The following is a 14,069-nucleotide window of genomic DNA, read 5'->3' on the forward strand; positions in this document are numbered from 1 at the left end:
TCCTTCGGGGCGGCCGCCGCCCGCCCCGGGGAGAACCACCGGCCTCAACGAGCCAGGGGCAACCCTTTGCGAAGCGCGGCGGCGGGCCGCGTTGTTGGTGCTGTAATCGATCGAAGCGAAGGGGGCGCGCTACGGCGCCAACGAGAGGCTGGGTCCATGGGGTGCTCCTGTATTGCTGGCAGGTCGAGGAAGGACGGGCGCGTGGAGCGGCTCAGCGGCGGCGCGTGCAGGTCGGCTGGAGCACGAGAAAGCTGCGGATGCGGCGTGTGGTCCACAACGCGGCGGCCTGGTCCAGCGCCGCATCGACGGCCGGCGCTGCGGCAGCATCGACGGTGCGCGCAGGCTCCTGCGCCGACGAGCGAACGCGCTGTTCGTGCGGCTGACGACAAAGATGAAAGTGACGCATGACAAGGCTCCTTCGCGTTGAAGGGCCTCGCGCACGGACGCACGCAAGCTGACTGAAAAAGTCAGTAACGAGAACGACGGGAATCGGGAGGAGGGAGCCGCTTGCCGCAAGGCAAGAGAGTCACGCTGTGTGCACACCGGCAACGCAGCGCGGGGGAGCCTGCGCTAGAGAGCCGGGTGTGTCACGCCTGCCGAGGCACGCGTCTTGTCACTGATCCAACTGGCACTGTCCACGCACGGGGCTCCGAAATGAAGATTCCGGATTGTTGCACTGCGGCATGCGGCGAGTCAACCCTTGGGACGGCGTTCCACGATGCGGTGCAAGGTCTTCTCGCGACGCGACTTATTCGCAGAGCGCGCGAATCGATGGCGGAATCTGCACCGCGCGAATGCCGCCGCCCTCACGCTTCGCAGCGAAGATCCGCACCTCTTCGCATTCGAGGATCAGGTCGTCCCCGCGCGTCGCCCGGTACGTCTGCACGAAGCTCTTCTCGCGCCACTCGGTGATGCGCACTGCGATGCGCAGCGTGTCGCCGTAGGTCGCCGCCTTCACGAAGCGCGTGTGCGTGTCGACCAGCGGCGTGCCGATCACGCCGAGCGTGCCCGTCGCTTCTTCCCAGCGCGGCACGCCGCATTCGGCAAAGAAATGCCGCGAGGCCGCATCGATCCAGCGGAAGAAATTGGGAAACCAGACGATGCCGGCCGGGTCGCAGTCGCCGAATTCGATGCGCACGGTGTAGACGATTTCTTTGTCGCTGTTGCTCATCAGCCCATTCTCGTCGGTAGCCACAGGGCAATGATGGGGAACGCGATCAGGATCACCAGCCGCACGATGTCGGTCACGATGAACGGCAGCACGCCCTTGAAGATGGTGGTGAAGCTCACGTCCTTCACCACGCTCTTGATGACGAACACGTTCATGCCCACCGGCGGATGGATCAGCCCCAGCTCCACCGTCATCACGATGATCACGCCGAACCAGATCGGGTCGAAGCCCAGGTGCACGATCACCGGATAGATGATGGGCACGGTCAGGATGATCATGGCCATCGCGTCCATCAGGCAGCCGAGCACCAGGTACATCAGCATGATGAGCGCGAGCACGCCGTAGCGGCCGATGCCCAGGCCGGTGAGGAATTCGGTGAGCTTCTGCGGGCTCTGCGTGATGGTGAGGAAGTAGCCGAACAGCAGCGCGCCGATCAGCACCGTGAACACCGCCGCCGCCGTGCGCGTGGCCGAGAGCAGCGCCTCGCGGATCTTCGGGCCGTCGAGCTTGCGCCGCACCAGCCCGAGGATGAACGCGCCGCTCGCGCCCACGCCGCCCGCCTCGGTCGGCGTGAAGAAGCCGCCATACAGGCCGCCGATTACGAACACGAACAGCACCAGCGGCGCCCACACGTTCTTCAGGTCCTTGAAGCGCTCCGGCCACGGCTTGACCTCGCCGCCGGGCAGCCAGTCGGGCCGCAGCTTGACGATGATGGCAATGGTCATCACGTACATCGCCATCGCGAGAACGCCGGGCACGATGCCCGCCATGAAGAGCTTGCCGATGTCCTGCTGCGTGAGGATGGCGTACACCGCGAGCACCGTCGATGGCGGCAGGATCGCGCCCAGCGTGCCGCCCGCGGCGATCACGCCGGTGGAGAACGACTGCGGATAGTTGAAGCGCCGCATCTCCGGGTACGCCACCGCCGAGAACGTGGCGGCCGTGGCCACCGACGATCCGCAGATCGCCGCGAAGCCGCCGCACGCCACCACGGTGGCGACGCCGAGCCCGCCGCGCAGGTGGCCGATCATCGAGTTCGCGGCCTTGAAGAGCTCGCGGCTCACGCCCGACACCGACACCAGCGCGCCCATCAGCATGAACATCGGGATCACGCCGAAGGTGTAGTCGGTCACGGTGCGCATGGAGGTCTGGCCGACCAGTTTCAGCGCGGGGCCGGGGCCGACGAGGTAGCTGTAGCCGACCACACCCACCAGCCCCATCGCCATGCCGACCGGCACGCGCAACAGCATCAGGACAAAGAGGGCGACGAAGCCCAGGACTGCAACTGCATCGGGGCTCATTCGTCGGCTTTCTGTTCAGCGTGGAGTTCTTCGAGCTGCTCCGGATGGAAGATCAGGCGGTAGGTGCGGATGGCGATCAGCAGCACCGCGCACACGTCGCCCGTCCAGGCCACGGCGTAGAAGGGCCAGGTCGGGATGTTGAGGTCGTAGGTCTGCACGTTGTCGACGTAGGTGCCGCGCACCTTGTCGAACAGCATGATGGTCTGCACCGCCACCACGAACAGCAGTACCAGCGTGGCGAACACGTCGATCACGCGCTTCATGCGCGGGCTCGCCGCCGTCCACACCAGGTCGACGGTGATGTGGCCGCCCCGGTAGCTGGTGGCTGCGATGCCCCAGAAGATCAGGATGCCCAGCAGCATGCGGCCGAAGTCGTACGCATCGGGAATCGAGGTGTCGAAGAACTTGCGCAGCACCACGGCCACGAAGATGTTGAGCGCGACGATCCCCACGAAGATGGCGGCAAGCCACTCAATCGTGCTGATCGCGCGGTCCATGTAGCTGGCGGACCGTGTAGCCATCGCTCAGAGCGCCGATTTGTACTTGACGAGGCTGGCCTTCAGTGCGTCCATGATGGCCTTCGGGTCTTCACCCACCTTCTTCACGCTCTCGGCCCATTGCGCTTCCGACGGCGCGGCCGCCTTGCGCCATGCATCGAGCTGCTCAGGCGTGAGCTTGTAGATCTCGTGGCCCGGCAGCGCGGCCATCTTGGCGTGCCCCGCGAACTCGAAGTCCGCCCACGGCCCGGCCACCTTCTGTGCCCATTCGCTGGTGCAATGGCCGTCGATCACCTTCTTCTGCGCGGTGGACATGGCGTCGTACTTGCCCTTGTTCATCACCCACACGAAGGGCGTGACGTACAGCGGCACGTCCATGTGGTACTTCACCACCTTGTCGATCCCGAACAGGCCGATGGAGCCCCACGGAAAGGTGATGGCGTCGGCCACGCCGCGCTCCAGCATGTCGCGCGACTCGGGCGCGGAGGCCTGTACGTTGGTGCCGCCCAGCGAGGTGATGAGCTGGCCCACGGTGCTGGTGGCCGGGCGCACCTTCATGCCCTTGATGTCGGTGGGCACGGTGATCTTCTTGCGAGAGTGGAAGGTGCCGGGGTCGTGCACGAACGCGAAGCAGTACTTGACGTCCTTCATCTCCTTGGCCGCGTAGTTGCGGTACCAGGCGTCGATGGCGGCAGAGCCTTCCTTGCCGTTGGCGAAAAGGAAGGGCAGCGACGCACCCGCCATCACCGGGAAGCGGCCGGGCTGGTAGCCGGGGTTCACGTACGAGAAGTCCGCGATGCCGTCGCGCGCCATGTCATAGTGGTCGAAGGCCTTGCCGAGCTGTTCCGACGGAAACAGGATCGCGGTGATGGTGCCGCCCGATTCCTTCTTGATGTCGTCGGCCCAGGCCTGCAGCGCGGGGTTGAGCGGGTGTTGCGCGGGCACCCAGCTCGACAGCTTGAGCTGCACCGGCTTGTCTTGCGCCTGCACGGCGGGCGTGCCCGCGACGAGCGCGGCGCAGGCTGCGAGCAGGGCGAGGGGGCGGATGCGGGCGATGCGTTGCGGACGCGTGCCGCGGCGGCGGGAATGGCGATTGGCTTTCATGGTCTCCTTCGTTATGGGTGGCGTGAATCGTCGAGCTGGGGCGAGCCTAGGCAGGCGCGCGTGCGGGGTAAATGGAGGGTTTCCCGCGCGTGCCTTCCAGAGGCCGTTGCGCGAAGCCGTTCTGTGCGTCAGGCGAACGCGGTGCGGGCTGGTCGACGTGGCGCGGCCCGAGTTCGCGCGGATGCGCCGCGCCGAGCAGCGTCATCGTGCGTTCGGTCTCCTGCGCCAGCAACTGCAGCACCGACAGCGCGCCCTGCCCGCCGTCGCAGGCCAGTCCATAGAGCGGCGCACGGCCAAGGAGGACCGCGCAAGCGCCCAGTGCGAGCGCCTTCGCGACGTCGCTGCCGCGCCGGATGCCGCCATCCACGAGCACGGGAATGCGGCCGCCGACCGCATCGGCAATGGCGGGAAGCGCTGCGATGCTGGCCGGTGCCGCGTCGAGCTGGCGTCCGCCGTGGTTCGAGACCACGATGCCGTCCGCGCCGTGCCGCACGGCACGCCGGGCGTCTTCCGCGCCCAGCAGGCCCTTGACGAGCAGCGGGCCGTCCCAGAGCCGGCGCAGCCACGCCAGGCTTTCCCAGGTCAGCGTGCGGTCCATGGTGCGCGAGAGCAGCGCGGCCTGGGCTTGCGGGGAGATGGGGGCGCCGTCGTCGTCGGGCAGCAGGTTGGCGAACCGCGGCATGCCACTGCGCGCGAGCCGCAGCAGCCATGCGGGGCGCCTCGCCATGTCGAGCACCGTGCCGGGCGTGAGCCGCATCGGCACGCGGAAGCCGTGGCGCAGGTCGCGTTCGCGCAGGCCGCCGACGGGCACGTCCACCGTGAGCACCAATGCCTCGAAGCCGGCGGCGCGCGCACGGTGCACGATGCGCTCGGCGATGGCCCGCTCGCCCATCACGTAGAGCTGCATCCACAGCGTGGCATTGGGGGCGGCGGTGCGAACGTCCTCGATGCGGGTGTTCGATGCCGTCGAGAGGATGAAGGGCACGCGCGCGGCCTGTGCGGCGCGGGCCAGCAACGCATCGGCATGCGGGCGCACGATGCCGGCCAGCCCGATGGGTGCGACCGCGAAGGGGGCGCGCCAGCGGCTGCCGAAGAGTTCGATGCCGATGTCCAACATGCTCGTGTCGCGCAGACACTCCGGGATCAGCGGCAATGCCTCCAGCGCATCGCGGTTGCGCCGGAGGCAGCGTTCGTCTTCCGCGCCGCCGTCGACATAGTCGAACACCAGGCGCGGCAGAACGCGCCGGGCACGGCGCCGGTAGTCCTCGACATTGAGCAGCAGTGCCATCGCAGGTGCCTTCTTCTTTCTGTCTCAGGCGCCGCCGATGGGCTTGCGCTTCATCCAGCGGATGGGCTGCGCCTTGACGGGGCGGGCGGGCGCGCCGTGTTCAACCAGCGCCGCATCGAGTGCCTTGCCTGCGTCGTCGGCCAGTGCGGCCGTGCGCGCGGCGGCGACGGCCCGCGTTCGCTCGGCCGGCGCAATGCCGGACTGTGCGGCGAGGTGGTCCGTCATGTGCAGCAGGTTCTCCTTGCCGCGTTCGTTGGTGCTGCCGTAACCCTTGATGAGCCGCCCGCACAGCGCCAGCTCGTGGCCCAGGGCCCACGCTTCGCGCGTGCCCGCCTCCACGGCGGCGAGCCAGCGTTCGATCAATGCCTGCTCCTCGGCAAAGCGGCTGCCGCGGCGGCGCAGCCAGCGCAGCGAAGCCAGCAGCCGCAGCGAGGCCATGCCGAACACCGAATGGCTGCCCACTTTCAGCGGCAGCGCCCACGGCGCGAGGCCGCGCGCCTGCCGGCCCCGGTCCCAGGTTGTCACGCGGCGTGACAGCGAAGGAGGCAGCAGCGCCGCGAACTCGGCGGCGCCGGGCTTGAAGTGGTCGTAGACCTTCACGATGTCGTCGTCGCCGGCCCGCACCTCTTGCCGCACCCGCTGTGCGCGGCTCGCGCGGCCCTTGAGTGCGGCCACGCGCACGATGTCGTCGAAGGCCATCCACAGCGCGAGCCAGCGCGCCATCTCCCGGGTGATGGCGAAGCCCTGCGTGCCGGCCGGGTCGGCGGCGCGCTCGGCGTCGAGCACGCGGGCCAGCCGGTCGGCGTAGAGCGCGGCGTAGGCGGCGTCCTGGTAGTCGAGCACGCGGGCATGGCCGAGCGCGAGCATGTCGTGCACGGCGGGCGGGAAGCGCCCTGCGAGGTCGGCGGGCAGGGCGCTGGCCGGCGGTGGCGCGTCGTTGGTGTCGCCGGCGAGCACGCTGCTGACGAACGCGGCCTGCACGCGCGGCGCACTCACCGCGTCGAAAGCCGCCGCAAAGCCGCGCAGGCTGGCGGCCGCCATCTTGCCGAGCTTGCCGGGTGCGCTGGTATCGCCGCCGCGCACCACGTGTTCATAGGCTTCACGTGGGAACGGGAACAACCCGCTGCCCGCGATGGCGCCGAGCATCACCGCGCTGACCACCGTGCCACTGTCGCGCGCGATGGCATTCATGTCGAACACATGGTGCTCGCGGCTGAAGGCCTTTACCACGTCGACGAGGCGCTGCGCATCGGCGCGGCCGTCGCCGGGCTCCATGCGTTCGGCCGTCGTGAGGATGCGCGCCGACGAACTGATGACCAGCGTGCGCAGCGGCGCGCTCATGCCGTTGCCGATCTGGCGCGCGGTCTCGAGCAGCTCCGACGACACGATCGCATCGAGCGTGCCCGGCACCGGGCTCAGGCTGAACACCGGGCGCCTGCCGCCGAGCTGCGCGAGCGGCACGGGGAACACCTCGATGTAGTAGGTGGTGGCGCCGGTGCGCTGTGCCACGCCGGGGATCGACGTGCTCTGCGCGGCGTAGCCGGCGTGGCGCGCGATGTCGACCAGCCATTCGGTGAGCACGCCGCCGCCTTCGCCGCCGAGGGCGCAGACGAGCAGGGTGATGGGGCGGTTGTTCTCCATGACTTCGCTCCTCATGCCGGTTGAAGCGCGCGAACGACCGCGCCGCGCAACCCGTGCAGCAGGCGTTCATGCCACCTCGGGTTCTGCACCACCTCGGCGCGGTAGAAGCTCGGGCACAGCGTGGCCGCGTGCGCATTCGCGCCGCACAGCCCGCAGCCCACGCAGCCGTCGATCACGGTGGCCACGGGGTCGACCTTGAGCGGATCGGGGTTGTCCTTGAGCGTGAGCGTCGGGCAGCCCGACAGGCGGATGCAGGCGTGGTCGCCGTTGCACACGTCCTCGTCGACGCCGTACTTCACGCGCACCACGCGTTCGCCGCGCTGAAGCAGGCCGGCGAGCCACGGCTTGATGCGGCGCTGGCGCTCGAGCTGGCATTCGCCCTCGGCGATCACCACCTTCAGGCCGTTGAAGTCGCTGGTGAGCGCTTCGGTGAGCGTCTTGCGCATGCGCTCCACGTCGTAGGTGGTGACGGTGCGCATCCATTTCACGCCCAGGCCCTTGAGCGTGTCCTCGATGGTCTGGTTCTTGTCGACCAGGCTCTGCTGCTTGTCGACGGCGCGCTCTTTCGTCTCGTTGTCGGGCGTGGAGATGATGTCCTGCGTGCCGGTGGCCGAGGTGTAGCCGTTCTTGAAGATCAGCAGCACCGCGTCGTCGCCGTTGAACAGCGCGCTCTGCACGCCGGTGAGCAGGCCGTTGTGCCAGAAGCCGCCGTCGCCCATGATCGAGAGCGTGCGGCGGTTCATCATCGGCGCCACGCCCGCACGGCTCGCGAGGCTCATGCCGTAGCCCAGGATCGAGTGGCCCATCGAGAAGGGCTCGAAGGTGCCGAAGGCATGGCAGCCGATGTCGGCCGCGATGTGCACCGGCCCTGTTTCCTGCTGCGCGAGCTTGAGGGCCGAGAACACGGGCCGCTCCGGGCAGCCGATGCAGAAGCTTGGCGGCCGGTTGGGCAGCGGTGTGGCCAGTTGCCGCGCCACCGCTTCGCGGCGTTCGCGATTGCCGGCCAGCCAGGCCTGCGCTGAAGACAAGGCCTCGCTCGCCGCGACGTACTTCGCGGCAAAGGCGCCGATGCCGCCCGACAGCACTTCGACGCCGTACTCGCCCGCCGACGGCAGCATGTCCTTGCCGTGCAGCGGCGTCTGGATGTCGCGCCGGCGCAGCAGCGTGGCGATGTCCTGCTCGATGTACTCGGGCTGGCCTTCCTCCACCACCAGCACCGCGCGCTTGCCCACGCAGAAGTCGGCGACCTGCTCCGGCACCAGCGGATAGGTCACGTTGAGCACGAGGATCGGAATGTCCGTCTCGCCGAAGGCATCGGCCAGCCCCTGCTGCTGCAGGCTGCGGATCAGCGCGTTGTAGAGGCCGCCCTGCACCACGATGCCGAGGTCCGCGTGGCGCCCGCCGGGCATCAGCTCGTTGAGGCCGTGCTCGACGATGTAGCGGCGCGCCGCCGGCATGCGTTCGTCGCCCTTGAGCTTCTCGTGGCGGAAGGTGACGGGCGGGTGCGCGAGCCGCATGTAGTCGAAGCCCGCGGGCTCGGTCATCAGCGCGCGGGTCGATACGGCAGGCGCGATGTTGTCCTTGCACTCGAAGCTGCCGCGCACGTGGCAGGTGCGGATGCGCAGCTCCATCAGGCAGGGCATGTTCGAGCTCTCGGACAGGCGGAAGCCTTCTTCCACCATGCGCACCATCACGCCGAGGTCGGGCCGCGGGTCGAGCAGGCACATGCTCGACTTGAGCGCATAGGCATGCGTGCGCTCCTGGATCACGCTGGCGCCTTCGCCGTAGTCCTCGCCCACCACTACCAGTACGCCGCCCGTGACGCCCGGCGAAGAGAGGTTGGAGAGCGCATCGGCCGCCACGTTGGTGCCGACTATCGACTTCCAGGTGACCGCGCCGCGCAGCGGGTAGTGAATGGACGCGCCGAGCATCGCGGCGGCCGAGGCCTCGTTCGAACAGGCCTCCACGTGCACGCCCAGCTCGTCCATGTAGGCCTTGCCCTGGACCATGACGTCGAGCAGGTGCGACACCGGCGCCCCCTGGTAGCCGCCGACGTAGGCCACGCCCGACTGCAGCAGGCCCTTGGTGATCGCGAGGATGCCCTCGCCGTGGAAGGTGTCGCCTGCGCCGAGGCGCAGCATTTCCACTTCCTTGCTGAATGAAACTTCCATCGTGTCTCGCCGTGTTCTGGTCGTGAGGGGGAACGCGGCAGTGTGGTGGTTGCGGCGCCATACTTCAATAAAATAATCCAGCTATCCAATATGAACTCAGTGCATATCGATGAGGTGGACCTCAACCTGCTGCGGCTCTTCGATGCGGTCTACCGGACCCGCAACGTGAGCCGCGCGGCCGAGGCCCTGGGCCTGACGCAGCCGGCCGCCAGCCACGGCCTGACCCGGCTGCGCCTGCTGCTGGGCGACGCACTCTTCACACGCACCCCCGGCGGCGTGGCGCCGACGCCGCGCGCCGAGCGGCTGGCGGTGTCGGTGCAGTCGGCGCTGGCCACCCTGCAGCAGGCGCTGAGCGAGCCCGAGCGCTTCGACCCGGCGGCCTCCCGCAAGCTGTTCCGAATCCACATGAGCGACATCGGCGAGGGGCGCTTCCTGCCGCCGCTGATGGCGCGGCTGCGCGAGCTGGCGCCGGGCCTGCGGGTCGAGACCATGCCGCTGGCGGCGGGCGAGATCACCACTGCGCTGGACAGCGGCAAGGTCGACTTCGCCTTCGGTTTTTTGCCCCGCGTGAAGGACACGCAGCGCACGCAGCTGCTGAAGGACCGCTACATCGTGCTGTTGCGCAAGGACCATCCCTTCCTGAAGCGCCGGCGCAGCGGCCAGGCATTGCTCGATGCGCTGCAGGAGCTCGACTACGTGGCCGTGCGCACACACGCCGACACCCTGCGCATCCTGCAACTGCTGAACCTCGAGGACCGGGTGCGGCTGACGACCGAGCACTTCATGGTGCTGCCGGCCATCGTGCGCGCGACCGACCTGGCGGTGGTGATGCCGCGCAACATCGCGCGCGGCTTTGCCGGGGAGGGCGGCCATGCCATCGTCGAGCCGCCGTTTCCGCTGCGCGACTTCACGGTGTCGCTGCACTGGAGCAAGCGCTTCGAGGCCGACCCGGGCAACCGCTGGCTGCGGCAGGTCATTACGGCGCTGTTCTCGGAGAAGGCGTCATGAGAAGCCATGAGCCTGCGCGCGGTTCATGTACTGGTCAGGCTCGGCATGCCACCATCGGGCGAACATGAAAAAACGCATTCCCTCCTTCCTGCGCCATGTCGGACCGGGCGTCGTCACCGGCGCGGCCGACGACGATCCGTCGGGCATCGCGACCTACACCCAGGCCGGCGCGCAGTTCGGCACCGGGCTGCTGTGGACGGTGTTCCTGTCGCTGCCGTTCATGGTGGCGATCCAGCTGGTGTCGGCGCGCATCGGGCGCGTGACCGGCAAGGGCGTGGCGGCCAACCTGCGCGAGCACATGCCGCGCAGCTTCCTGGTCGCGCTGGTTTTTCTGCTGGTGGTGGCGAACACCATCAACATCGCGGCTGACATTGCGGCGATGGGGGAGGCACTGCAGCTGGTGGTGGGGGGCGGGGCGCATTTCCATGCGCTGGCCTTCGGCGTGGTGACGGTGCTGCTGCAGGTGTTCGTGCCCTACCGCAAGCTGGCCCACATCCTCAAGTGGCTGACGCTCACGCTGTTCGCCTACGTTGCCGCGGTGTTCGCGGTGCAGGTGGAATGGGGGCGGGTGCTGCACGACCTCGTGGTGCCCAGGCTGCAATGGAGCGGCGACTACTGGATGATGATCGTGGCGCTCCTGGGCACCACGATCTCGCCCTACCTGTTCTTCTGGCAGGCGTCGCAGGAAGTCGAGGAGCTCCGGCTCAAGGGCGGGCGGCGCGGGACGGACGAGCAGGTGCAGCACGACCTGCGGCGCGTGCGCCTGGACACCTGGGTGGGCATGACCTTCTCCAACCTCATCGCTTTCTTCGTGATGGTGGTGGGCGCATCGGTGCTGTACACGGCCGGGGTGCACGACGTGACCTCCGCGGCGCAGGCGGCCGAGGCGCTGCGCCCGCTGGCCGGCGATTTCGCCTTCTGGCTGTTTGCCGGCGGCATCATCGCCACCGGCCTGCTGGCCGTGCCCGTGCTCGCGTCTTCCGCGGCTTATGCGGTGGCCGAGGCCTTCGGCTGGGAAGAAGGACTGGAGCGGCACTGGCGGGAGGCCAAGGAGTTCTACGGGATCATCGCCGTGGCCACGCTGGTCGGCACGGCGCTGGACTTCACGCCCATCGACCCCATGAAGGCGCTTTATTGGAGCGCGGTCATCAACGGGGTGGTCGCGGTTCCGATCATGGCGGCCATGATGGTTCTCGTGACGCGGGAGAAGGTGATGGGCGTGTTCACCTCCGGGCGCCGGACCCGGTGGCTCGGCTGGGGCGGCACCGCCCTGATGGGATTCGCGGCCCTGATGATGGGCTGGGACATGGTGCGCTGAGACCGGACCCGTGCAAGCGATTCTTTCCGAGGCCGGCCCGGTGCTGGTCTTCATGGCCTGCGTCGCGCTCGCCACCTATGCGCAGAACCTCACGGGCTTCGCATTCAGCCTGATCCTGCTCGGGCTGGTGTCGGTGTTCCACGTCGCCAGCGTGAGCGACACGGCCAACGCCGCCACGGTGCTGAGCCTGATCAACGCATGGACGTACTTCCGCGCGCGGCCCGGCGTGGTGCCCTGGCAGCTCATGAAGCCGGCGCTCAATGGCAGTACGGTCGGCGTGATTGTCGGGCTCGTGCTGCTGAACTGGCTCAGCGGCGACGCGGTCGACTGGCTGCGCGGGCTGCTGGGCGTGTCGATCCTGGGCTGCGCGGTGCTGCTGGTGCTGCAGGCCAGACCGCTGCCGGCGGTGTCGGGCCGCGCGAGCTTCGCCGTCGTCGGCGGGTTGTCGGGCGTCCTGGGCGGGCTGTTCTCGAGCTCGGGGCCGCCGATCGTCTTCCACATGTACCGCCAGCCGCTGGACCGCGAGCTGGTGCGCCGCGCGCTGCTGCTGATGTTCGCGTTCAACTCGCTGGTGCGGCTCGTCATCGTGGTGCCGACGGGGCATTTCTCGTGGCGCGCGGCGCTGCTGGCCGGCTGCGCGATGCCGGTCGTCTACGGCGCGACGCGGCTGCACCACCGGCTGCCGAACAGGCTGCAGCCGCGCACGCTCAAATGGCTGGTCGGCGGCCTGCTCGCGGCGGCGGGTTGCACGCTGGTCGCCACGGCGTGGGTGGCCATCGCGCACAGCTGACGGCCGACGGGGCCTTCGCGTGGCCCGGGAATTGCAGCATGCGCGCAAGGGTTTCCCCGTACGTGGCATACCGACCCCCACATACGCGTTATGGGCGCCCCCGTATGCAAGACCCCGGACAAGCCGCTAACGTCCATGACTGACCCACGACGGGTCTCCCACGAGCCCAAAAGCATGAGCACCGACAGCAGCACCAGCAGCCAGATTCAACCGATCCGCTTCTTCCATCGCGGAAGGATCGTCGACGTCACCGGCGTCCACCCGACCCGCTCCGTGCTCGACTGGCTGCGCGAGGACGCCCGCTGCACCGGCACCAAGGAAGGTTGCAACGAGGGTGACTGCGGCGCCTGCACCGTCGTCATCGGCGAACTCGCCACCGACCCCGATGCCGAAGGCACCATCGACGGGCTGAACCTGCAGACCGTGAATGCCTGCATCCAGTTTCTTCCCACGCTGCATGGCAAGGCGCTGTTCACGGTCGAGGACCTGAAGAGCCAATGCAAGACCCGGGAGGCCGCTGAAAAGAAGCAGCACGCCGTGCACACGCTGCACCCTGTCCAGCAGGCGCTGGTCGACTGCCACGGCTCCCAGTGCGGTTTCTGCACGCCCGGCTTCGTGATGTCGCTGTGGTCCACCTACGAGCACCACCAGGCCGAAGGCACGCAACCCACCCGCCAGCAGCTGGCCGACGAACTCTCGGGCAACCTGTGCCGCTGCACCGGCTACCGCCCGATCCTCGATGCCGGGCAGCGCATGTTCGACCTGCCGGCCGTGCGGCTCGACACGAAACCGGTGGTCGCGGCCCTCACCGCGCTGCAGAACGACGGCCTTGACTATGCCGCCCCGCTCGGCGCCCGCGTCGACCACTTCCATGCGCCGAAGACCCTGGCGCAGCTCGCCGCGCTGCGCGAGCAGAAGCCACGCGCCCAGCTGCTGGCCGGTTCGACCGACGTCGGCCTCTGGGTCAACAAGCAGTTCCGCGACCTGGGCGACATCATCTACGTGGGCGACGTGGCCGAAATGAAGACCATCGAAGACCGCAAGGAGGAGCTCTACATCGGCGCCGGCGCCTCGCTCGAATCCGCCTTTGCCGCGCTGGTCCAGCGCGTGCCGAGCCTCTCCGACGTATGGCTGCGCTTCGCCTCGCCGCCGATCCGCCATGCCGGCACCATGGGCGGCAACGTCGCCAACGGCTCGCCCATCGGCGATTCGCCGCCGGTGCTGATGTCGCTTGATGCACAGATCGAGTTGCGCCGCGGCGATGCGGTGCGCCGCATGCCGCTGTCCGAGTTCTATCTCGACTACATGAAGAACCAGCTGCAGCCGGGCGAGTTCGTCCAGGGGCTGGCCGTTCCGCACGCTGCGCTGCGCCGCCAGGTGCGCGCCTACAAGATCAGCAAGCGCTTCGACTGCGACATCTCGGCGCTGTGCGCGGGCTTCGCCATCGAACTCGAAGCCGGCAGCGACACGGTCAAGGCCGCGCGCCTGGCCTTCGGCGGCATGGCCGCCATCGTCAAGCGCGCCGCGAACGCGGAGGCGGCGCTGGTCGGCAAGCCATGGACGCAGGCCAGCGTTGCCACCGCCAAGCTCGCGCTGGCACAGGACTTCAAGCCGCTGTCGGATATGCGCGCTTCGGCCGACTACCGGCTGCAGGTGGCGCAGAACCTGATCCAGCGGCTCTGGCTCGAGACCCGCGCCGAAGACGCCCTGTCGCTGGAAGAAACCAGCGTATGGAGCGTGATGCCCCATGCCACCAAGGCCGCCGCCGAAGGAGTCTGAC

General features: G+C 68.5%; 12 protein-coding genes. 4 read left to right on the top strand and 8 right to left on the bottom strand.

From position 1 onward, the window contains the following. Nucleotides 1-211: 211 nt before the first annotated feature. The 8 genes from ACCC97_RS06740 to ACCC97_RS06775 all read right to left on the bottom strand — a co-directional run bounded on the left by ACCC97_RS06740 (nucleotide 212) and on the right by ACCC97_RS06775 (nucleotide 9,173). Entirely contained in the window at nucleotides 212-406 is a 195-nt protein-coding gene (locus ACCC97_RS06740) for a hypothetical protein (RefSeq protein WP_007830596.1), read from the bottom strand. A gap of 342 nt (nucleotides 407-748) precedes the next feature. After that, nucleotides 749-1,171 carry an acyl-CoA thioesterase gene (locus tag ACCC97_RS06745; protein ID WP_056589539.1) on the bottom strand — a complete coding sequence of 141 codons (423 nt, stop codon included), beginning with the start codon at nucleotides 1,169-1,171 and terminating at the stop codon, nucleotides 749-751. Next, nucleotides 1,171-2,472: a TRAP transporter large permease gene (locus tag ACCC97_RS06750; protein ID WP_007830589.1), complete on the bottom strand. Its 1,302-nt coding sequence runs from the start codon at nucleotides 2,470-2,472 to the stop codon at nucleotides 1,171-1,173. Before ACCC97_RS06750 ends, ACCC97_RS06745 begins: the two co-directional genes overlap by 1 nt. Further along, nucleotides 2,469-2,993 carry a TRAP transporter small permease gene (locus ACCC97_RS06755; RefSeq protein ID WP_237726055.1) on the bottom strand — a complete coding sequence of 175 codons (525 nt, stop codon included), beginning with the start codon at nucleotides 2,991-2,993 and terminating at the stop codon, nucleotides 2,469-2,471. The genes ACCC97_RS06750 and ACCC97_RS06755 overlap by 4 nt, the downstream gene beginning before the upstream one ends. A 3-nt stretch (nucleotides 2,994-2,996) precedes the next feature. Continuing rightward, a complete protein-coding gene (locus ACCC97_RS06760; protein WP_413314624.1) occupies nucleotides 2,997-4,073 on the bottom strand; it encodes a TRAP transporter substrate-binding protein in 1,077 nt (358 codons plus the stop codon). 46 nt (nucleotides 4,074-4,119) lie between these two features. After that, a complete protein-coding gene (locus ACCC97_RS06765) occupies nucleotides 4,120-5,361 on the bottom strand; it encodes an alpha-hydroxy acid oxidase (RefSeq protein ID WP_007830584.1) in 1,242 nt (413 codons plus the stop codon). Nucleotides 5,362-5,385: 24 nt separating this feature from the next. Then, nucleotides 5,386-7,002, bottom strand: a complete 1,617-nt coding sequence (locus tag ACCC97_RS06770; protein WP_413314620.1) for an indolepyruvate oxidoreductase subunit beta family protein — start codon at nucleotides 7,000-7,002, stop codon at nucleotides 5,386-5,388. 11 nt (nucleotides 7,003-7,013) lie between these two features. After that, complete coding sequence (locus tag ACCC97_RS06775) at nucleotides 7,014-9,173, bottom strand: thiamine pyrophosphate-dependent enzyme (RefSeq protein WP_413331921.1); 2,160 nt, start codon at nucleotides 9,171-9,173, stop codon at nucleotides 7,014-7,016. Nucleotides 9,174-9,263: 90 nt separating this feature from the next. On the opposite strand from ACCC97_RS06775, the gene ACCC97_RS06780 reads away from it, so the two are divergent. The 4 genes from ACCC97_RS06780 to xdhA all read left to right on the top strand — a co-directional run bounded on the left by ACCC97_RS06780 (nucleotide 9,264) and on the right by xdhA (nucleotide 14,068). Next, the gene (locus ACCC97_RS06780; RefSeq protein ID WP_007830581.1) at nucleotides 9,264-10,181 is read left to right on the top strand and encodes a LysR family transcriptional regulator; all 918 of its coding nucleotides are present in this window, start codon (nucleotides 9,264-9,266) and stop codon (nucleotides 10,179-10,181) included. 64 nt (nucleotides 10,182-10,245) lie between these two features. After that, nucleotides 10,246-11,499, top strand: a complete 1,254-nt coding sequence (locus ACCC97_RS06785; RefSeq protein ID WP_007830580.1) for an Nramp family divalent metal transporter — start codon at nucleotides 10,246-10,248, stop codon at nucleotides 11,497-11,499. Between the two features lie 10 nt (nucleotides 11,500-11,509). After that, entirely contained in the window at nucleotides 11,510-12,289 is a 780-nt protein-coding gene (locus tag ACCC97_RS06790; protein ID WP_081502620.1) for a sulfite exporter TauE/SafE family protein, read from the top strand. 174 nt (nucleotides 12,290-12,463) lie between these two features. After that, on the top strand, nucleotides 12,464-14,068 hold the full coding sequence (xdhA, locus tag ACCC97_RS06795; protein ID WP_007830578.1) for a xanthine dehydrogenase small subunit: 1,605 nt from the start codon (nucleotides 12,464-12,466) through the stop codon (nucleotides 14,066-14,068). Nucleotide 14,069: the final 1 nt, after the last annotated feature.

It is taken from the genome of Variovorax sp. Varisp85 (assembly GCF_047304045.1).
Lineage (GTDB): Bacteria > Pseudomonadota > Gammaproteobacteria > Burkholderiales > Burkholderiaceae_C > Variovorax.